Annotated in this window: 14 protein-coding genes, 1 tRNA gene and 2 pseudogenes; 5 read left to right on the forward strand and 12 right to left on the reverse strand. The window is 66.1% G+C overall.

From position 1 onward, the window contains the following. The first annotated feature begins 256 nt into the window (after positions 1–256). The gene (locus DM194_RS15225; RefSeq protein WP_111068406.1) at positions 257–2,647 is read left to right on the forward strand and encodes a hypothetical protein; all 2,391 of its coding nucleotides are present in this window, start codon (positions 257–259) and stop codon (positions 2,645–2,647) included. A 410-nt stretch (positions 2,648–3,057) separates the two neighbouring features. Continuing rightward, positions 3,058–3,339, forward strand: a complete 282-nt coding sequence (locus DM194_RS15230) for a hypothetical protein (protein ID WP_111068407.1) — start codon at positions 3,058–3,060, stop codon at positions 3,337–3,339. 82 nt (positions 3,340–3,421) lie between these two features. On the opposite strand, the gene istB is transcribed toward DM194_RS15230, so the two are convergent. From istB to DM194_RS15245, 3 genes are all read right to left on the reverse strand, one after another. Continuing rightward, positions 3,422–4,183, reverse strand: a complete 762-nt coding sequence (gene istB, locus DM194_RS15235; protein ID WP_111068654.1) for an IS21-like element helper ATPase IstB — start codon at positions 4,181–4,183, stop codon at positions 3,422–3,424. A 26-nt stretch (positions 4,184–4,209) separates the two neighbouring features. After that, the gene (gene istA / locus DM194_RS15240) at positions 4,210–5,526 is read right to left on the reverse strand and encodes an IS21 family transposase (RefSeq protein WP_425457286.1); all 1,317 of its coding nucleotides are present in this window, start codon (positions 5,524–5,526) and stop codon (positions 4,210–4,212) included. Positions 5,527–5,682: 156 nt separating this feature from the next. Further along, on the reverse strand, positions 5,683–5,868 hold the full coding sequence (locus DM194_RS15245) for a hypothetical protein (protein WP_111068408.1): 186 nt from the start codon (positions 5,866–5,868) through the stop codon (positions 5,683–5,685). Positions 5,869–5,935: 67 nt separating this feature from the next. On the opposite strand from DM194_RS15245, the gene DM194_RS28190 reads away from it, so the two are divergent. Together DM194_RS28190 and DM194_RS15250 are read left to right on the forward strand one after the other, a co-directional pair. Continuing rightward, positions 5,936–6,112 (forward strand): hypothetical protein, encoded by a 177-nt coding sequence (locus DM194_RS28190; RefSeq protein ID WP_162630081.1) that lies wholly within the window; start codon positions 5,936–5,938, stop codon positions 6,110–6,112. Between the two features lie 96 nt (positions 6,113–6,208). Beyond that, positions 6,209–6,403 (forward strand): hypothetical protein, encoded by a 195-nt coding sequence (locus tag DM194_RS15250; RefSeq protein ID WP_111068409.1) that lies wholly within the window; start codon positions 6,209–6,211, stop codon positions 6,401–6,403. Positions 6,404–6,451: 48 nt separating this feature from the next. Here DM194_RS15250 and DM194_RS15255 read toward each other — a convergent pair whose 3' ends face one another. Then, on the reverse strand, positions 6,452–6,829 hold the full coding sequence (locus DM194_RS15255) for a hypothetical protein (RefSeq protein WP_111068410.1): 378 nt from the start codon (positions 6,827–6,829) through the stop codon (positions 6,452–6,454). Positions 6,830–7,731: 902 nt separating this feature from the next. Between DM194_RS15255 and DM194_RS28195 the strand changes: the two genes are divergently transcribed. Beyond that, entirely contained in the window at positions 7,732–8,724 is a 993-nt protein-coding gene (locus tag DM194_RS28195; protein WP_162630082.1) for a hypothetical protein, read from the forward strand. A 314-nt stretch (positions 8,725–9,038) separates the two neighbouring features. Here the strand turns inward: DM194_RS28195 and DM194_RS28725 are convergent. The 8 genes and pseudogenes from DM194_RS28725 to glgB form a co-directional block, all read right to left on the reverse strand. Beyond that, a pseudogene (locus DM194_RS28725) lies at positions 9,039–9,209 on the reverse strand (transposase); the annotation flags it as partial. Between the two features lie 1,190 nt (positions 9,210–10,399). Next, positions 10,400–11,656: a site-specific integrase gene (locus DM194_RS15270; RefSeq protein WP_162630083.1), complete on the reverse strand. Its 1,257-nt coding sequence runs from the start codon at positions 11,654–11,656 to the stop codon at positions 10,400–10,402. Positions 11,657–11,878: 222 nt separating this feature from the next. Then, positions 11,879–12,001: pseudogene (locus DM194_RS29150) on the reverse strand (DUF6538 domain-containing protein); the annotation flags it as partial. 91 nt (positions 12,002–12,092) lie between these two features. Next, a tRNA-Gln gene (locus tag DM194_RS15275) sits at positions 12,093–12,166 on the reverse strand. A gap of 157 nt (positions 12,167–12,323) precedes the next feature. Further along, complete coding sequence (gene malQ, locus DM194_RS15280; RefSeq protein ID WP_111068414.1) at positions 12,324–14,513, reverse strand: 4-alpha-glucanotransferase; 2,190 nt, start codon at positions 14,511–14,513, stop codon at positions 12,324–12,326. Between the two features lie 120 nt (positions 14,514–14,633). Beyond that, positions 14,634–15,713, reverse strand: a complete 1,080-nt coding sequence (locus tag DM194_RS15285) for a response regulator (RefSeq protein ID WP_111068415.1) — start codon at positions 15,711–15,713, stop codon at positions 14,634–14,636. A gap of 180 nt (positions 15,714–15,893) precedes the next feature. Next, a complete protein-coding gene (gene glgX, locus DM194_RS15290) occupies positions 15,894–18,032 on the reverse strand; it encodes a glycogen debranching protein GlgX (protein ID WP_111068416.1) in 2,139 nt (712 codons plus the stop codon). Between the two features lie 417 nt (positions 18,033–18,449). Continuing rightward, entirely contained in the window at positions 18,450–20,765 is a 2,316-nt protein-coding gene (gene glgB, locus DM194_RS15295; protein ID WP_111068417.1) for a 1,4-alpha-glucan branching protein GlgB, read from the reverse strand. Positions 20,766–20,904: the final 139 nt, after the last annotated feature.

Raw genomic sequence — 20,904 nt, forward strand, 5'->3', positions numbered from 1 at the left:
GTTTACCTTGTCGGCGCGGGAGGCAGGCACTGCCGACTAATTTTTTTAGTCTGGGGTTCATTTTTCCGGCAAGCTGTTGAAATATAACAATTCACCCAGAAAAATGGCTCACGGGTGATCCTCGGATACGGAAAGCCCCCTGACCGGCTGCACCCGCCAATCCGAGCTACGTTGGCCAAGCGCCCAGTCCACGGGAACCTTGCGGGACAGGACCGGCGTGCAGGACACTTGAGGAGGTGAACCTCAGGGCCGACCCATGGCACGTCGACACAGCATCGCCCCTCCCCGGAAGAACACCGATCACCGCGGTGTCATCGCTAAGGCGCGCGGACGGGCCGAGGACTGGGAGAACGGTGTCGGCGTCGTCGCCCCGCTCGACCTGGACTCCAGCCTCGACCGGCCGGGCATGGACCTGGAAGCCTGGGCCGTTTACACGACGGCCGCTGCCTACTGGTCGGCCGGTCACGGGGAGATCCGGCTGGGTGCACTCGCGCGGTCGGCCGGTCTGCCCAAGAAAGCTGTCGAGGGCGCCCTGCGCCGGGCCGGTGGCCAGGCGTTGGCCGACGGGGCCGAACTCTCGGCGAAGCGCCTGCCGAAGCGGGTGGCGTTCATCTATGGACTGGACGACGGCATCGTCCGGCTGCACCGCGCGCTGACGGCGTGGCGCGACCAGGGGATCTACGTGCTCATGCCCGTGGACGTCGTCCGGTCAGCGCCTTCGGCCCCGGCGCTGAGGCTGCTCATCGCGACGAAGGGCGTGGCCGTCCGGCGTGACGAGAACGCTCTGCGGTCGTGGCCGAGAGAGACGCTGCGCGACATGCTCGGCCTGCCTCCCAAGGCCGACATTGAGACGGTCCTCGCCGATGCCATACCGTGGGTGCGCGAGAATCTCCGCACGGATCGCAGCGTTGCCATCGAGCTCGACGACGGCTGGCTGAGGGTCGCGGCCGGTCCGGCCGAGCACACCATCGCAAGTCTGTTGGCGGACGGGTTCGATCCGCTCGCACACCGGGCACGCTATGCCGGGAAGGACGTGCTACGCGGGATGGCCGTGTTCGACGGCCCGGCCGACGGCAAGCGCATGGTCCTGCCCGGCTTGTGGGTTCATCGCGCGGTGGACTACCTGGCCAGGGTCGGCGCATCCGTCACTCCTGAGCAGCTGAGGGGCCAATGGCTCGTCCACGCGCATGCCGCCCGCCAAGGCGTCAGCACCCCGCTCGCCATCCAGGCCGACCTCTCGACGGGGGTTCGCGCCTCCTTCTCCGCCTTCGTCGGTGCCGTCGCCCGCGTGGCAGCCGAAGGGAAGACCTGGAATCTGAGCAGGGCCGACGTCGAGCTCGCCGAGGCTGCGCGTCTGCGCCGGTGGCTCCTGCGAGACGGCTCGACCAAGCACGTGCACGCCTGGGCCACCGACGGCCGGGTCATGACAGCGGCCATGTGGTGGAAGCACGTACGTTCGTTCTCCTCGGCACGCCTGCGTACCGAGCAAGCCTCCCTGTGGCACGTCGACCAGCCGCTACCGCCCGATCTCCCAATGCCTGCCATTGGCACGGGGGTGCTGGTCGACGCGGACCTTATCGTCCCGGCTCCGTCGTCGAGGCCGATGGGGTTCGAGCGCGTCGACGCGGCCGACATCGAGCGCGCCCTGGCCAGAATGGTTTCCGAGGATTCCGGCGAGATGGACCGTGCGCTCGCGCGGCTCGCAGGCGCGTATGCGCGAGACCTCGCCGATGCGCCGTCTCGCCTCCTCAAAGTGGTCCTCCGCAACGGCTACCTGCCGCACCGGGGTTTGGCTCAGATGGTCCTGGAAGACGGCAGCCGATACGAGGGGGACGTCAGCGCACTCTGGCAGGACGCGGCCGACGCGATGGCCTGCGAGGGTCACGGTGACGATCGGGAAGATGTGCTGCGGCGCGCATCGACCTTGCTGGGGGAGGCCCTGCGGCAGGCACAGGAGGCTGTCCTGGCGGAGAAGGCCATGCGGACAGCGCTGCGGGAGGAGATGTTGTCTCGGGCGTCCGAGCCCCTGGTGCCCAACCCGACCGCCCCAGCCGTCATTGAGGCGCCCACCGAAGAACCCGTCCCGGCTGCCGGTTCCCCTCGCCCGCGCCCGTCCATCCGGCGGCCCTTCGCCGCTCCCGTGGCCAGAAAGTCCACGGCAGCCACCCCGGCGGAGGAAACCATCACGACTGAACCCCCGGCCGAAACCAAGGTCAGCCTGACGGCGGCGCATCTCGCACCCGGCGAAACGCTCGTCCAGCTGCATGAGGCGCTGGCGTCGCTGCCCCGGGGCCGGGCCACCAATGACCCCGATCGCTCGGTGGCCAGCTTCTACCTGCCCGCGCTCGCTGCCGAGCTCGAGGTCGATGGCCGCATCGCCGAGAACCTGCGCTTCCGCCTGCTGGTCGGCGTCGATGAACTGGTGGACAGCCTGCGCCGTCCGGAAGGCATCGAGCGCGTCGAGTTCGAGGCTGCCGTCTCGGCGGCGGCCGATGTGCTGCGGGACATCGGCCTTGGCGCCGACAGCACGGCTCGCCTTCGCGGTAACCTGGCCTTCGTCGTGGCGCGCCAGCTGACAAGGACGTTGGAGGCATTCGGCCTCCGGCTTGGTGCCAGTCAGGCCGTCGCCACGGACGAGGTCGCCTGAGCCAGCCGGAATACGAGCTCCAGGGTCATGCGGCAGCCCCCGCTCGCGACCAAGACCCTGCCCTCCGAACCTCGTAAAAATTTTGCTAATGCCTTGATTCCTTTGGGGACCGGTGCGTAGCATAGAGATACATCAGGACAAGCTGGCGAGACCGAAATGCGCATCGACGGGGCGCCCAGGCCACGATTCGGACAACAAGAAGTCGCGGTGTCCGCCCGTAGCGCCGGGTCGGCCAGCGCCCGGACTGGCGCACGCCCCTCGCGGGGCCGCCAGGCCCAGGACCGCTGCACGCGAACCATCGACATCGAGGAATGGCTCGCGGCTCATGCGACGGTGAGCGGTCGCAGTGATGCTCCATCGCCGCCGATCTTGCCTTTTGGCCGCATCTCTGAGCAACAGGGGACCGTGAGATGATCGAGGACCTGAACCGACGAAACCAGAATCCTCCCGAGAAGGATCCCGGTCTGGAGCGGGCCGCCCAAAGGCTCCATGTCATCTTCAGTGAACTGGGTGCCGCGATCGAGGTGTCAAACGACTTCAGGAATGGGCCCCCTGGCGACACGAGGAAAGGGCCCCCGGTTTTCATCCAGCGTCACTTCCGCTTGCAATCCATGGTGAGCAACGGCTCCTGCGGGGCGGGCTCGGTCAAGCCCCCAGCCGCCTTCGGCGGAGGCCCGCAGGGCCTGGCTTGAGGGAGCCCGATCCGCAGGAGATCATCCAGCCTGGATGCTGGCGGCGCTGGTCGGCCGGACTTGGAAAGGGTTGTCGGCGCAGTCATGCCGAACTCTGTGCGTCGGCGGCGAACGGGGTTGGCTTGATCAGGCCGGAGCGGCGCTTTTCGCGCAGCCGGTAGCTGTCGCCACGGATGGTGATGACGTGGCTGTGGTGAAGCAGGCGATCCAGGATCGCCGTCGCGGCCACGGGGTCCCCGAACACGCTCCCCCACTCGCTCACATTGCGGTTGCTGGTTACCAAAATACTGCCGCGTTCATAGCGGCGGCTCACCAGCATAAAGAACAGGTGCGCCGCATTGGTCTCCAGAGGCAGATAGCCGAGTTCGTCCACAATGAGCAGCTTGGGCTTGGCGAAGTGCCCCAGCCGCTCCTCCAACCGGCCATCGGCATGCGCTTTGGTCAACATCGTCAGCAACGTCGCCGCCGACACGAACAACACCGAGTAGCCGTGCCGGATGGCCTCGCGGCCAAGCCCGACAGCCAAATGCGTTTTGCCAACGCCGGGCGGCCCAAGTAACAAGAGCGCGTCGCCGTTGGCCACCCAACGGCCGGTCGCCAGATCGCGGATCTGTTTGGGATCGAGCGAGGGCTGGGCGTCGTACTCAAAACCCTCCAGCGTGCGCACGAAGGGGAACTTGGCGATGCTCATGGCCATCTGGATGCGCCGCTCGTCCTTGCGTGCGACCTCGGCCTCGCACAGGAAGGCCAAAGCCTCGCGCAGGCTCAGCTCACGCCGCGCTGCTTCGTCGAGCAGGCTGTCGATCTGGTCGCGCAGCGCGGTCAGCTTCAGACGTGTCAGCATCCGCGTCAGATCATCGGGATCGGCGTTCACCAGCCACCTCCAATCACCGCTTCGTACTCCGCCAGCGGCCGCAGCAGGTCCGGATCGTGGCGCGGTGCCGTGGCGTCTGCGGTGGTGTGCGGTGCCGCGGCTCCGGAGCGGTCGGGCGGGACGCCAACCACGCCGTCGAGATGACGGGCGTCGATGACACGTTGTCGGCGCCCGCTCGCCTGAACATGCCGCGCCACCTCGCTTCCGGCCAGCAGGACCCGAACCGTGCCGTCGCTCACTTCCACCGTGACGCTCTGCCCGATCAGTCGCCAGGGCACGCTGTAGTGGTTGGTGTCGATGCCGACGGTGCCATCGCTCTGGACCTTGCGGTGCAACTCGCGCACCTGGAGATAGGGTGGGCGCCCGTTCAGCGGCCGCAAGCTGACCGCTTCGGCGGCCTGGAAACGGTCGATCGGCCGGTCGCCCGTGGTGCCGTGAACGCGGACATCGGCGATGGTGCGCATCCAGTGCACCAAGTGTCCTTCGAACGCCTCCCAACTGGCGAAGCGCCGCCCGGCGACGGCGTTCTTCTTGACGTAGCCGACACCGTTCTCGTCCTTGCCTTTGGTGCGCGCCCGATACGGCGCGCAGGCGCGCGGGCGAAAGCCCCAATAGCGGGCGAAGGCATGGAAGCGGTCGTTGAAGGTCACTTCCCGGGTTTCCCGATCGTGATGGGTGACCAGGGTCTTGGGATTGTCGATCAGCACCTCGTGCGGCACACCCTCGAAGTGCCGGAAGGCAGCCTCCAGGCCGGTGATCCAGGCAGACTGCCGCTCGTGACGGAACGCCGTGACGAAGTTGCGGCGCGAGTAGCCCAGTGTCGCGACGAACAGGTGAACCCGCATCCGCTCACCGCCGATCTCCACGGCGGTGGTGCCGAAGTCGATCTGCAACTGCTGCCCCGGCGCCGTCTCGAAGCGCACCGTGGCTCGGCTCTCCGCCTCCAGATCCTGGCGCAATCCCTGGACGGCGCGCTCCACAGTGCGCAGCGACACTTGGACCCCATGCTCGTCCGCCAACTCCTGGCGGACGACGTCGGCATTGCCCCGGTGTCGCCGGAAGCGCTCGCCGAGCCAATCCGTCAAGTCATCCAGCCGACCAGCCCGTCGCGGCGACCGGTAGGGGTGCCAACCACCACCACGCAAGTAACGCTTCACCGTCTTGCGGTCGCACCCCAACTCCCGGGCGATCCGCTTCGTGCCCCAACCCAGGGCCTGCAACCGGATCATCGCCGTCACATCGTCTGGGGCCAGCATCACGTCCCTCCGATCCGTCGTCTCGGAGGAACTCAACGGTATCGTGACCTCGACCATTCTCTACCCCTCAATGTCGAAGGGGGGCCCTTTCCTCATGTCGGCCAGGGGGCAGATTCTCATGTCGCCTGACACGAGGGCGAGGACAGCAAGAGAAAGGAGGCCGCCCTGACTCAGCTTCGAGCCACTCCGCTCCCGGAGCTTCGGGTCGCCGTGTCAAGTGCTTTGCTCCTGGTGCGGCGCGACGTCTCGACCGCCGAAGGCTGGTGCCGTCAGGACGAACTCAATGGCCTTGAGTTCCCTGACAGCCTTGGACGCTGGGCCCTCCGATGCACGCAGCGTGCCCTCATGATCGCCGAAAAAATCGTGCAAGCCGCCCAGAATGACATTCGAGCGGGGCATGCCGCTCACCTGACTGGACGCTGGTAAGCAGGTTTGTCCCTGCACTGCCTCCATCTCATGCGACACGATGCGCCTGCTGCTGGGGCAGCTACCTCAAGGGGGGCTGACCGTGCGTGAGCGGCTCGGCGAGCTCATTGCACCGGCTTGGCGCGGCCGAACATCGCTCGCCTTGGCCGCCGAGGAGGACATCGGCACCCTCGGCACCAAGCTCCTCGGCGAGCCGGATGACGTGGTCGAGGACTGATACCTCGTCCAGCTGGAGGTCCGGAGCGATCGGGCTTCGGATCGGGGCCTACGCCTGCTCGGCCGGTACACGCGCGGGGCACCGCAGGCCCCCTTCGTGTCGAACGACATTGTCGGTATCGACCTCGACGCCGTCCTCGTGCTGACCTGCACCGGCGGCCTTTACGGCCTCGGCCGCCGGACCGATGGCGAGCCGTCCGAAGAGGCTGTTTCCCACCTGAGGCGCGCCATGGTCGACTGGGGCTTCGGCCGCTGCCTGTCACCTACGGCGGATACAGAGGTGGCCCCGTGACCATGCTGGAGGCGGGACACATTCCTCCAGCTTCGACGCTTCTGCCGTTCACCCCGCCGGTGTCTGATGTCGGCGAGCGCCGACCGACGCCAGATTCCCCGCGCGCCACGGCAGGTAGGCAGGGCTGTCGAGCGGCGCCTCCCAAGCCCATGACCAGCCTTCTCCCAGCAGGCGATGGACGGTTTTGGCCAAGCAAGCGGTCCCGGCCCACTCAGACCGGGCCTCACCGGCAACGTCGTCGAGCAGTCGCTGTGCAAGCGTTCCGTCGAGCGCGGCCTCGGCCCCGACGATCACGACCGGGAACCGAACATCGGGATCATCCCAAGCAGCCACCGGCGCGACAAGCACGCCGACGGCGCGGGTCTGCTGCCATGTGACTTGGGCGGTCGCCTTCGCGACGATGTCGATCGCCTCGTCCCTGGTCACCGCCGTTCCTCCTTCTCAGACCGCGCGCCTTGCACGTCGTCCTGTAGCCATTAGATTGCCCCAACGGCTGCGGGTTGGAAACGGGGAGCGTATGGGCATTCGTTCGGTCAGGCACCATGGCGCGTCCTACAACCTGGGCTTCGACCGGCAGGGAGGCCGGTGGCACGTCGAGTTCGCGCGCATGGAGGGGAAAACCCTGGTGATCTTCATCTCCCGGGATCGGAGTCGACGGGCTGTTATCCGTGCCGTCCATGCGGCCATCAAGGGCGATCGTCGGAAAGCGGACAGCCGTGCGTAGCATCTTTGAGTCCGAGCCCATCGGACCTCGCCCGTGTCTGCGTGGCCGACGTCAAAGCCAGGGCTCTGGGCCGCGGCAGCTACCCCATCGAGGTCGGCATCGCTTGGCTCGACGGGCGCGTGATGTCCTGGCTCATCCGGCCGACCGCCGAGTGGCTCGAACACGGGGTGTGGGATCCGGCCGCCGAGGCACTGCGCGGCATCTCTCGGGAACAGCTGCTGGCCGAGGGGCGCCCGGCCGTCGAAGTGGAAGGAGGTTCTGACCGCCCTGACCGAGCAGTTGCCGCACAGCGACGCAGTCGGCGCCGACGACGCATGTCTGGCCAACCTGATGGCTGTCATCGGGCAGCTATCCACGGCTCGAACCGCTCGATGACCTCCTACGAGAGGTCACAGCGGGCAATGATAAGGGCCGGACGGCCGGGGTCGAGCAGGCTATGGCGGAGGCGAGCATCCGATGGCCGAGGCAGCACCGCGCGGGCGACGACGCGGCGCGGCTGGCGGCGGGAGCGCACATCCTGCGCCGTCACTTCTAAGTCAATTTGCAATTCTTCACGCGCAGTATAATGTGCTTATTACCCCTTTCACGAATGAAGCCTCCAAGAATGCCCTCCAGGATTGAGCTCAGTGGATTCTCAGCGCCCTATGCAAGTCTGACTGGAACCTTGGCACTAAGCGCTTCCCACCTAGATTTAACCAGGGCAATGCTCACAGTGGGATATCCCAGCGCTAGAGCCGCGATCTCAGTCGTTGGACAATGGCGCGCCAAAATGCTCCAAGCAATGATTAAGGGGTACTTAAACCAAGATCTCACAAGCACTAACTATTATCGAAATCTTGAACAGTCAGAAAAGGTAGCAGTATCATTCCTAATGGGGCAAGCATTTACGTACTGGTTCGCCGAAAAACATATGCACCTACCCTTCCTAGTTCATGTCCAGGGAACCAGTGGGTATAACTGTACTCCTTCCTCAGCGACCACTCCTCTCAAAATGGGCGCCGTACCAACTGCATTAAGAAGCCGTCCAGACTTTATTGGCTTCAAACTCGGTCATTATCATGTCTTTGAATCCAAAGGGAGGTCTAAACGACCGTCGAACGCCGAGCGCCAGAAGGCCCTGTATCAAGCATCCATGATCTCTAGTATTAATGGATTATCTCCTTCAACTCGCGTCGCATGCTTCTTCGTATTCAAAGCAAATGGCGTTGTCGGTATTATTGAGGATCCGCCGGTCTCTGAACGACCATTCGATTTATATTTCGATACAATGAGTGCAATCAGAAAATCTTTCGCATTTTTCCTTGAACCCTTCTTTCAGCAACGCGCAAGAGAAGTGAGAAACGAATTCGTTGGCATAGAAATTGACGAGGGATTGACGTTCGCAATTGATAAAAAATTGCTATCCCTCCTTGATCGTGATAGAAAAGATCCGAATAAAATTCAGGCAGAGAGTGTGCTTAGCTTTCTTGAAGAAAGAGGTCCCATGTATGTTCTATTGCGCGACACAGATTTATCCGCCGGACTTAATGGGACGCTCCTCATTGAAAATCGCCCTAAGCCAACCCAAAATATCAAGAAGCGTCGAATTAGCCCTTAGCAACAAACATAGACAACGTGTCCCCACGCAATATTCCGGCCGATATGAAGTTCTGCAAAACTGCCAAGAAATTTAGCAAGTGTTGACTATCGGCAAGCACTGCCACCGGACAGCCAAGCTGGGGGCGTTCCACCGCTACTATTAAATTAGGATTCAAGATAGCGCTACCCTTGATCATGTATGCCCGATATACGAGAACGGGCTCCCAGAACGAATTCGGATCATTGTGGTTCGTAGTCAGCGACGGTAAAGAAGGCTCGACTATCGCTTGGCTTCACATTGTCAATGGCATCCCGGATGGCATCCACAGTTGGGGAGCGTCCTTTCAGCGGCTTTCCTGAGTTGCTTCTTGATCTTGGACAAGGCCATCCTCTGGGGTTGAAGTCGGGGCTGTAGGGCGGCAGGAGCTTCAGGACGGCGCCTGTCCGCACGATTGTCGCCCGCACGGCCGGAAGTTTGTGGGCGGGCAGGTTGTCCATCACGACGTCTCAGTGGCTCAACGTCGGTCCCAGGACCTGCTCGACATAAGCGAGGAAAAGCGCACCGCCGCTGCCCGACAAGAGGCTCCAGCCGCAACGGCCTCCACTACGCGCCGACGAAGATCGACTGACAGTGCTTTCGCCATCCAGACCGGTCTCCTTCAACCAGTCCGAACCTTGAATCACAACGGCCCGTCCAAGAGAATCCCCGATTCAGATGCCCGGCATTCCGCTAGAGAAGCGGCCAGGCAGACTACGGCCATGAGTGAGCCGATGACGGGGCGGAGACACATGAAGAGCGGAGAACTCTTCCGGCTGCCGAGCCTGTCAGCCACCTTAGCCATCAACGAAGCCAACCCCGAATCACTGTTCGACAGCTTACCGGCGCTCCTGGGAACGCAACGACTGCTGGACAGATAGCGTAGGTCGGCGATGGCAACGCTGACGCAGGTCAAGAAGCAGCTACGCCACCCGATTTCCAGAAACCATGGCGCGAGGGACGTCGGCGCGGCCGTTTCAGGACGACATGAACTCACCGCTGACCCGGCCGGGGTAACGTCGTCCCCCCGTTACTCCTAGATCTAGAATCACGTTACACCCGTCCGTGAATCACTTTTCCCGAGTTTCCGGATCGGCACCCGGCGTCCAGGAAATCGGCTACAGCGGTCGGGGAAAAGTGATTCGCTGGGCCGGTTCCGGTGATCCTCGGGCGGAATCGCGGCGTTACGCTCGACCTCGGGGATCTCCGGAGTCGAGGTGAACCACGCGGTCGCCCAGGCGGCCCACCAAGCCGGGACGGCCGCGGCCACTCTGTTCACGAATTTCGCCACAGAATGTGGACGCCTAGGTCAACGGATTCAGCCCCTCAAAGAGCCCGGCAGACACGATGCCGAGATCGACCGTCCACGGAGCCACCTGGGAACCTCACCCAGACCCTGGATAGCCGCTGTATGAGATCCTGATGCCGGAACAACGGATTGGCCGCCACGTGAATCGCCAATACAGGGCCGTGTAACACTTTTCCGAAGCCGTGCAACAGGTTCTGCCCGCCGTGATACAGGCCATCCAGAAGCTCCTGCGGCCGCGGGAGCACCGTATGATGCCGGTAAAGGCCCGGCACCGTACGGTATTTTGCCGGTAATCCGCGGTGCCGGTACGGTGCGGACATCATTTCCCGGCAGTTGCCACTCCGCTCATCACGTCGACGGCAGCAGGTGCCCGAGGTCGACGCCCAGCCTGAGCATGTTCATCGCCTCCAGCTTGTTCTTCAATGTGACATGTTTCAGGTACCGGCTGCCCTCGCCCAGGAGGTCCGAGGTGCTGTGGCCCATGATCGCCTTCACGAAGACCGGGCTGGCGCCCGCGTTGAGCACCAGCGTCTCGAAGGTGCCGCGCAGGCTGTGGAAGTCGACGCCAGGCTTGTAGATCCCGATTTCGCGGCGGTACTCGGTGAAGCGCCGCGTGTAGTAAGCGCCCAGCCGCCGATCCGGTCCCTGGCCGCTCAGGTCCGGCCAGAGCCGCTTGCTGTTTACCCTCCGCCGTTCAGCAACCAGCGTCATGAAGCCCAAGGCCACGAGCGCGCCAGGGATCGGCACCTCGCGCACGGAGTTCGCGTTCTTGGTCCGCCGTTCGTCTCCCGCATGGACCAGGAAGAAGTCGATGCCATCCCGTTGCCGGACATCGGCGGTGTGCAGCTGCGCGATTTCCTCGAGCCTCATCCCGGTCAACAGGCCGATCAGCGGCAGCCAGTAGGCGGCGCTCCGCCTGTCCACGTCGGGGCCGACCCAGAGCCTCGACATGAACAGCCGCTTCAGGTCGGCGTCATCCCACATCGAGCGCTGCTCGGAAGCGGGTTTGCCGCCGGGAAAATCGAAACCAGCGAAGGGATTGGAGGCGAACTCATGATGCCCGTGCTGCCGGAGCCAGTCCCAGTAGCCGTGCAGCGCGCTCATGTGGCGCTTGATCGTCTTCATCGTCAGCAGGGGCTGTCCCTTGCCCTTCGCCGCCATCCGCTCAGCCGCCTCGATGTTCTGGCGCATCGTGCCCTTGAACAGGGGCGACCGGCCGTGCATCCGGGGCAGCTTCCGCAGGGCCTCCATAAAGGCCGAGGCATCGCGTCGGCTATAGGCGTCAACCGCCCGGTCGCCGTGGAACTCGATCCACAGACGGAAGGTGGCGCGGGTTTGCAGCGCGGTCTGCTGGGCGCTCCAGGCGCCGGTCTCCAGCATGTGCTCGACGTGGGGCTCGGCCAGCGCGCCGAAGAGCGGAGAGGCCAAGGTGGCGCTCAAGGGCGGCTTGCCATCGGCAGGCGGCGCAGCGGATGACGCGGCCGGAGGAGGATTGGCGGGCGCCGACGGGTTCTCGTCCGCGACGGCTACCGGTTGCCGCGCGCCCTCCGCCGGTGGCTTGGGAGGATCGAGGACGCCGACATGGACGGCGGCGGCCACTTCCATCGCCGCCCTATCAGGCTCACACGGTACCGGAGAGATGCCCGGCGGCGGGGTCGGGTACGACGACCGCCGGAGCATTGGGTTCATGTGAGCCCAGGCGGCGGGGCCGACCAAGTCCCGCATCAGCTGCCTGGCGGTATCGACCGCCAGCCCGGGCTCCCGGTCGAGGGCAGCGAAGAGGCGTTCGCTTTCAACGTAAAGTAGACGGGACCTGATCGCGGCATCGCGCGGGCTCGATGTTTCGAGCGACCTGTAAATCTCCGCCTTGCCGCCCAACACAGGCTGGTGGCGAAGAGGAATTCGGCGGCGAAAATGGTAAGTACCGGCCCGCCGACAAACATGCTGCATGACCGCTCCACTCGAAAGTGTGGCAGCGATTTGGGCTATGTTGCCCACATCGCCAAAGTCATCAGCAAATACTTGAGGAAATCTGGGAAAATGGTTGGGGGACTAGGATTCGAACCTAGGCTGGCGGAGTCAGAGTCCGCTGTCCTACCGCTAGACGATCCCCCAGACCGTCACCGGGGCGGCTCGTTTGCCGTGCCCCGTGGTGTGGGCGGGTTTATAGCGACCATGTGACGGGCTGTGAAGAGCTTTTTTCACTGCCGATGCATTTTTTCCGGAAAGGTGCTGCCAGCCTGGTTTTCTCCAGGGCGGCAGCGCCTTTCATTCAGCGTGGGACGGCGCCTGCCATGGGCGCGATGATCCGGCGGAGGTCGTCGTCGAACTCCAACTCCTCCAGCTTGCGCGGAAGGCGGCGGCGCCAGTTCGGGTGCTGGTCCACCGTGCCGGGAAGGTTGGGCTGTTCGTCGTCCGCCAGCGCGTCCTCAATCTGAACCATCACGATGCGCGACGGGGTGTGGGCCAAATAGGCGTGGACGGCGGCGGACAGCTCGATGCGGAACGGCTGGTCGCCATCGTCGGTGGGGTAGCTGTCCGGGCGCAGCCCCTCGCGAGAGAGGGCCTGCAACAGGCGCCAGCGGTCGACACCGCGGTCCCAGCGGTCCTTTTCCCGGCTGGCATCGTCGGGATAGAGGCTGAGCCGCAGGCGCCAGTCGAGGTCACGGCCCGTCCAGAAGCCCTTGAAGGGCGCCAAGTCATGCGTGCTGACCGTCGCCATGGATCCGGCCGGGTAATCGCCGGGGAGCTTGAAGCCGCCGTCGGCGGCGCGCTCGAAATACAGCACGCGGTAGCTGAGGATGCCGGCCTGCTCCAGCGCCGGGCGGAAACCCTCCGGAACGGTGCCCAGATCCTCGCCGATCACGACGCAGCGGTTGCGGCGGCTCTCCAGCGCCACGATGCGCAGGAGGTCGTGGAAGGGATAGGCGACATAGGCGCCGTCGCTGCCGTCCTCCGGAATCCAGAACAGATGCTGCAGTGCCATCACATGGTCGATGCGCAGCGCCGCGGCATGGCGCATGTTGGCGCGCAGAAGCTCGACGAAGGGGCGGTAGGCGGCCTCGCGCAGCCCCAGCGGCGAGAGCGGCGCCAAACCCCAGTTCTGGCCCTTCAGGTTGAACTGGTCGGGCGGCGCGCCGACATTGGCGCCCTGCACCAGCATCGACGGGTCGGCCCAGGCGGAGCCGCCGCCGGGATGGGCGGCCACGGCAAGGTCGCGGTAGAAGCCCATGGCGAGCCCGGCGGAACGGCCGCGCGCCGCCGCCTTCCCCAACTGGCGGTCGGCCTCGAATTGGGCCCAGGCGAAGAAATCGACGCGGTCGGCATGGTCGGCGGCGAAGGCGGCGACCTCCGCGCTTCCTGGATCCTGGAAGGCGGCCGGCCAGCTGCGCCACATCCACAGCGACGGATCCTTGCGGAAGAAATGCTCGTGCAGGGCATCGAACAGGGCGTGGCGGTCGAGCGCCTCCCCCATCTCCTGCCGGAAGGCGGCATAGGCGACCTTGCGCGGGTGGTCGTCGGGCAGGCTGCGGAAGCGGGCGTGCAGCGCCTCCAGAACCGGCAGCTTCAGCGCGGCGACCGCGGGGTAATCGACAAGCTCCGCCTGCCGCGCGGCGGCCAGCGCGGCCTGGAAGGCGGGGTCCGCGATCCGTTCGCGCAGATCGTCGGCCCCAGACAGCTCCGGAACGGAGGCCGGATCGATGTAGAGGATGTTGAGGAACTGGCGGCTGGACGGCGAATAGGGGCCGATATGATTGGGGTCGGCCGGGAACAGGGCGTGCAGAGGGTTCAGCCCGACCAGCCCGGCGCCAAGCCGGCCGGCGACCTCGGCGAAGCCGTAAAGATCGCCGAAATCGCCCATGCCCCAATCGCGGTCGGACCGCAGGGAATAGACCTGCAGCCCGATCCCCCAGCAGCGGCCGGCCGGCACCATCTCCTCCACCGTCACGCAGCGTTCGGGCGCCACGATCAGGGTGGTGGCGCCGGATGGGCCGGCGATGCCGGGACCTTCCACATGCAATTCCAGCCGGTGATAGCCGATGGGAAGCGACACCGGCAGCAGGGCGCCCAATGCGCGGCGCTCATAGGCCGTGCCGTCCAGCGTCGCGCGCTCCTCCACCGCCAGGTCGCGGACCGCGACGCGGCCGCCCTGAGCGGTCCCGCCCTCCGGCGTCAGTTCCCATGCCAGCGTGGCGTCGTCGAGGCCGGCCGGCAGGGCGACGCCCAGCCCGATCCCCTGCCCTTCCCCGGTGACCAGGACAGGCGGTAACGGGCGGCTCCAGGATCGCCGCTCCACCATGCGCAGGCTGGCGGCGACCTCCTCGTCCGTGGCGGCCGCCAGCCCCATGGCGGCGACCAGCGCCCGCTTGGTGGCGGCGGAGGTCTCGCGCCGGTTGCCCCAGATGTCGTGATAGAGGGGTTCTACTCCAAGCAGATCGGCCAGCCGGTCGAGATCACTCATGCAGGGTCCCCGCGGATTGTACGGAATGGGTGTTGGGCGTAAGGGAGTGGCGGGTGCGGCGGGCGGCGTCAATGCAGACCGGCGGCCTATGCCATAGGCGCCTCCGCCGCGCGTCCGCCGTCATCCGGCCGGAAGGGCGGATGACGCCTGGTCTCCGGCACCCGGCGGCGGAGCGGAGACGGAGGCATCGTCGGCGGGGACCGCCGACAGGGCGGCGGCGGCCGCTGCCTTGGCCTGGGCGATCTGCTCCAGCCGGCTGCGGTAGCCGGTGACGGCGGCGGACACCTCGCGTGTCATCGCCTCCAGCGGGCGATCGGGATCGACGGCCTGCATCAGGGCGCGCGACAGGGCCTGCAACTGCTCGCGGTCTTCGGCCGGGACCGGTCCGCCGCGCTCCGCAGCGGCGCGGACCTTGTCGGCCAGCGTCTTGACGGCGCGGGCCACCGCCTCCACCGGAGCGTGGTCGCCATCATCGACCAGCCCCAGCCGGCGCAGCAGGTCGTCCAGGAAGCCGCCGATGCGGCCGACATGGTCGATGGCCATGCGGTCCGGCACCGGCCGCGCCAGCCCGTCCAGGGCGAATTCCACCAGGAAGGCGACCTGGATGCTGGCGCGCAGCCGCTTCTGGATGGTGACGTTCGCAATCGCCTCGTTCAGCAGCATGCGGGCGCCGGACTGGGTCCATTGCCCGGCAGCCTTCAGGCGGAGCGTGTTGGGGGCGTCCAGAACCGGCACCTGGGCACCCTCGCGCGGGGATTTGCGCCGGTCGGGGCCGGTATAGTCGGCGGTGACGACGAAGCCCTTGCGCGCCTCGATCAGGCTGACGATCCGGTCGCGCACCTGCTTGGGCGAAACAGGTTTCATCAGCAGGTCGTCGCCCCCGACATTGGTGACGCGGGTCAGCAGCGCCGGGGTCGGCGCCCAGGTGGTGACGATGACGCAGGCGAAGGGGTTCGGCACGCCCGGTTCGTTGCGCAGGGCGCGGATGAAGCGGAAGGCCTCCGAATCCTCGCCGTCGGCGTCGAGCAACACCAGATCCGGCATGGCTGCGTTCAGCAGCCCGGCGGCGGCCCTCACCGAATCGAACAGCTCCACCCGGCGGAAGCCCAGGCGGATCAACACGTCGCGGAACACGCGCGCGGTGTTGAGCTGGCTGTCGATGATCGCGGCGTCGACCTGCGAGAAATCGTAATCCGGCATCGCCCTACCCGAAGCTCCGCTGCGATCGTGACGGCAACACGGTCCGCAGGGTAACACGCATTGTTTCCACCGGTCGCGGTAGCATCTTCACCGGCGGAAGGAACAGAGGGCAAAGGAGCGCAGCCGGCGGAGCAGCCGTATATGAGGCCGCATTCCGGGCGGCATCCGGGTCCGCGCCGCTCACATCCCCGCCTGTTCGACCAGGGTGAAGACCAGCACCGTCCGCCCGTCGACCAGCACCGACCGACCAGCCAGATGCAGGCGCTCGTCCCCCGCCCCGTCGGCGACGCGGGTGTCGAGCACGCAGCGCCAGCCCCGGCCGCCGGGCACGTCGGGCAGGGTCACGGTCAGGATGTCGGCGTGGGCGTTCAGCACGATCAGCAGCACGCCGTCGGACAGCGGCTGGCCGTCCGGCCCGGCATGGGTGCCGGCGCGGCCGTTCAGCAGCAGGACGATGCAGCGCGCCTGGGTGTTGCGCCAATGCTCGGCGGTCTTCTCGACCCCTTGCGCATTGTACCAGACGATGTCCTTCAGCCCGTTGGGCGCCGTCTCGCGCCCATGCAGGAAGGTGGCGCGGCGCAGGACCGGATGGGCGCGCCTGAGCGCGATCAGCCGGCGGACGTAGGACACCAGCGCCCCGTCGCGCTTCGCCCAGTCCAGCCAGGTGATGTCGTTGTCCTGGCAATAGGCGTTGTTGTTGCCGTCCTGGCTGTGCTCCAGTTCGTCGCCGGCCAGCATCATCGGCGTGCCCTGCGACAGCAGCAGCGTGGCCAACAGGTTGCGCTTCTGTCGCGCCCGAAGCTCGTTGATGCCGGGATCGGCGGTCTCGCCCTCAACCCCGTGGTTCCAGGAGCAGTTGGCGGAATGGCCGTCGCGGTTCTCCTCGCCGTTCGCCCAGTTGTGCTTGTCGTTGAAGGCGACGAGATCGTGCAGGGTGAAGCCGTCATGGGCGGTGATGAAGTTCACGCTGGCCCAGGGCCGGCGCCCGCGCTTCTCGAACAGGTCGGCGGAGCCGGCGATGCGCCCGGCCAGTTCCGGCAGCATGCCGTCGTCGCCGCGCCAGTAGCGGCGCACGGTGTCGCGGTAGCGGTCGTTCCACTCCGCCCAGCCCGGCGGGAAATTGCCGACCTGATAGCCGCCGGGGCCGACGTCCCACGGCTCGGCGATCAGCTTCACGTCGGCCAGCACCGGATCCTGCCGCACCGCGTCGAGGAAGCCGGAACCGGGGTCGTAGCCGTAGGGCTCCCGCGCCAGCACGGTGGCGAGGTCGAAGCGGAAGCCGTCGACATGCATCTCCGTCACCCAGTAGCGCAGGCTGTCCATCACCATCTGGACCACGCGCGGGTGGCTGAGGTTCAGGGTGTTGCCGGTGCCGGTGTCGTTGATGTAGTAGCGCGGGCCGTCCGGCATCAGCCGGTAATAGCTGAGGTTGTCGATGCCCTTGAAGGACAGGGTCGGCCCCAGATGGTTGCCCTCGGCGGTGTGGTTGTAGACGACATCGAGGATGACCTCGATCCCCGCCTCGTGCAGGCGGGCCACCATCGTCTTGAACTCCGACAGGACGCCGGTGGTCATGTAGCGCGGTTCCGGCGCGAAGAAGCCGATGGTGTTGTAGCCCCAGTAATTGGTCATGCCGCGGGTGACGAGATGCTGCTCGTCGGCGATGGCCTGGACCGGCAGGAACTCCACCGAGGTGATGCCGAGCGCCCGCAGATACTCGATCACGCCCTGGGTCGACATGCCGGCGAAGGTGCCGCGCAGATGGGCCGGCACCTCCGGGTGGCGCATGGTGAAGCCGCGGACATGGGTCTCGTACAGCACCGTCTCGGTCCAGGGGACGCGGCGGTGGCGGTCGTGACCCCAGGTGAAGGCGCCGTCCACCACCCGGCATTTCGGCATGCCGCGGGCGTTGTCGCGCCGGTCGAAGGACAAGTCCTCCCTCGTCGAACCGACCCGGTAGCCGTAATGGGCGTCCGACCATTTGAAGCCACCGAACAGCGCCTTGGCGTAGGGGTCGATCAGCAGCTTGTTCGGGTTGAAGCGGTGCCCCTCCTCCGGCTCGTACGGCCCATGGACGCGGTAGCCATAGAGCAGGCCGGGACGGGCATCGGGCAGATAGCCGTGCCAGACCTCGTCCGTGTGTTCGGGCAGCGTGACCCGCTCGACCTCGCGCTGGCCGGTCTTGTCGAACAGGCAGAGCTCCACCCGCTCGGCATTGGCGGAGAACAGCGCGAAATTGACGCCGAACCCGTCCCAGGTCGCGCCGAGCGGATAGGGCTTGCCGGGCCAGACCGGGGTGCGGGCGGGGGTGGAGGGCATCAGCGGGCGGCCTGTGTGGTGGAAGTCTTGGAGGTGATCGTCAGCGCCGCCGATCCGGCAGGTCGCCGGTCGGCAGGCCGGCGAATGGAACGTTTGGAACAGCGTGAAACGGTTTTCGGACCCTGTTCCAGTGTTCCATCCCCTTGCCGCACCGCCATGGCCGCATAGGGAGCCGTGCGGCGGCACGACACGTCGCGGTTTGCCCGCCGGGTCCGCGCCATCCCATCGCTTGAGGGAAGAGGGTTCCTATCGACCATCAGCCAGCGCACGCCTCACCGGTTCCCCGAAAAGACACAAGGGATCCAATAAGAAAGCTTACCCCCACTGGCGTCAAGGGAGGTTGGCGAAGTGGGGTGTGTGTCGCGGTGCGCGCCCCCCTCTTCCGCCCTGGGGGTGGAAGAGGGGTGATCCTGCTTGCTATTCGGCCTTGCGTTCCAGGATCAGCGTGGACAGCGGCGGGATGGTCAGGTCGAGCGAGTGGGTGCGGCCATGCCAGGGGACTTCCTCGGCATAGACGCCGCCGCCGGGATTACCGACGCCGCTGCCGCCGTATTTGCCGTCGTCGGTGTTGATCCGCTCCACATAGCGGCCGGGCAGCGGAACGCCGACGCGGTAGCCCTGGCGCGGCACCGGCGTGAAGTTGCACACCGCGATGACGATATGATCGGGATCGTCGGCCTTGCGCAGGAAGGTGAAGACCGAATTCTCGTTGTCGTTCGACTCGATCCATTCGAAGCCGGACGGGTCGCAGTCGGTCTTGTGCAGCGGCTCCAGTTCGCGGTAGACGCCGTTCAGGTCGCGCACGAGGTCGCGCATGCCCCGGTGCATCGGCTGCTCCAGCAGGTGCCAGTCCAGGCTCCGCGCCTCGCTCCACTCGCTCCACTGGGCGAACTCGCCGCCCATGAACAGCAGCTTCTTGCCGGGATGGGCGAACATGAAGCCGTAATAGGCGCGCAGGTTGGCGAATTTCTGCCAGTCGTCGCCCGGCATCTTGTTGATGAGCGAGCCCTTGCCGTGAACCACCTCGTCATGGCTGAGCGGCAGCACGAAATTCTCCGAGAACTGATAGATCAGCCCGAAGGTCATCTGGTGGTGATGATAGCGGCGGTGGATCGGGTCGTTCTGCATGTAGTGCAGCGTGTCGTGCATCCACCCCATGTTCCATTTGTAGCCGAAGCCGAGACCGCCGAGATACGTCGGCTTCGACACCATCGGCCAGGAGGTGGATTCCTCCGCCACCGTCATCGCGCCCGGCTGCTGGCCGTAGACCAGCTCGTTCATGCGCTTGAGGAAGGCGATGGATTCCAGGTTCTCGCGCCCGCCGAACTTGTTGGGAACCCACTCCCCTTCCTTGCGGCTGTAGTCGAGATAGAGCATGGAGGCGACGGCATCGACGCGCAGCCCGTCCAGCTTGTAGTGATCGAGCCAGAACAGCGCGTTGCCCAGCAGGAAGTTCTGCACCTCCGTCCGGCCGAAATTGTAGATCAGGGTGTTCCAATCCTGGTGGAAGCCCTGGCGCGGATCGGCATGCTCGTAGAGATGCGTGCCGTCGAACTCGCCCAGCCCATGCGGGTCGGTCGGGAAATGGCCGGGCACCCAGTCCAGCAGCACGCCCAGCCCGGCGCGGTGACAGGCGTTGACGAAATCCTTGAAGTCCTCCGGCGAGCCGTGACGGGCGGTCGGGGCATAGAGGCCGATGGGCTGGTAGCCCCAGGAGCCGTCGAAGGGATGCTCGGTGATCGGCAGAAGCTCGATATGGGTGAAGCCCATGTCCTTGGCGTAGGGGATCAGCCGCTCCGCCAGCTCCTGGTAGGTCAGGAAGCGGTTGTCCTCCTCCGGCACCCGCGCCCAGGAGCCCAGATGCACCTCGTAGATCGAGATGGGAGCGGCGCGGTCGGAGGTGGCGAGCTTGCGGCTCTGCCACTCCTGGTCCCGCCACTCGTAGGAGGGCAGGCCGTGGACGACCGAGGCGGTGGCCGGACGCATCTCCGCCTGGAAGGCGTAGGGATCGGCCTTGGCCGGCATCAGGTTGCCGTTGGGTCCGCGGATCTCGAACTTGTAGCGCTGGCCGGCATGGGCGTGGGGAACGAAAATCTCCCAGACGCCGACCTCGACGCGCCGGCGCATCGGCAGGCGGCGGCCGTCCCAGTTGTTGAAGTCCCCGACCACGCTGACGCTGCGGGCGCTCGGCGCCCAGACGGCGAAGGACACGCCGGCGACGCCGTCGACCTCGCGCGGGTGGGCGCCCAGCTTCTCGTAATTGCGCAGATGGGTGCCCTCGGCCAGCAGATGGACGTCCAGCTCGCCCAGCATGTTGCCGAAACGGTAGGCGTCCTCGAACTCCTGGGTCGCCAGCGGGTATTGGGCGCGAAGGCGGTAGCGGAAGCGCTCCGTCCGGTCCGGCATCACGGCGAGGTAGAAGCCGTCCGGGTGGATGCGCTCGGCCTCGCCCGCCGGTTCGCCGGTGGCGCTGTCGATCACCCACAGCCGCTCGGCGCCGGGAACGAAGGCGCGGACCTCCACCGGGCGGCCGGGCGCCTCCTGCTGCATGCCCAGCACGGCGAAGGGATCGCCATGATCGGCCCGCGCGATGGCGTCCGCCGCCGCGCGCAGGGCCTCGGCCCGGTGATCGGCGGGCCGGCCGCCGGTGGGGGGCCGATCGCCGTCGCGGCCTTCGGGGACGCCGGTCTGCGCCTGGTCCTTGCGGGTGTCCGTCGTCATGTCGCTCGCCATTGGCCAAGTGCCCTTCTTCGTGGAGGCCCTGTCGTCTTGTGGACCACAACTGTCCCAACCCCGTCATCCCCGCGAGGGCGGGGATCCGGGCTAACGCGCCAAGCTCCATTGTGGGGAGCCCTGGATTCCCGCCTTCGCG

Source organism: Azospirillum ramasamyi (assembly GCF_003233655.1).
Taxonomy (GTDB): Bacteria; Pseudomonadota; Alphaproteobacteria; order Azospirillales; family Azospirillaceae; genus Azospirillum; species Azospirillum ramasamyi.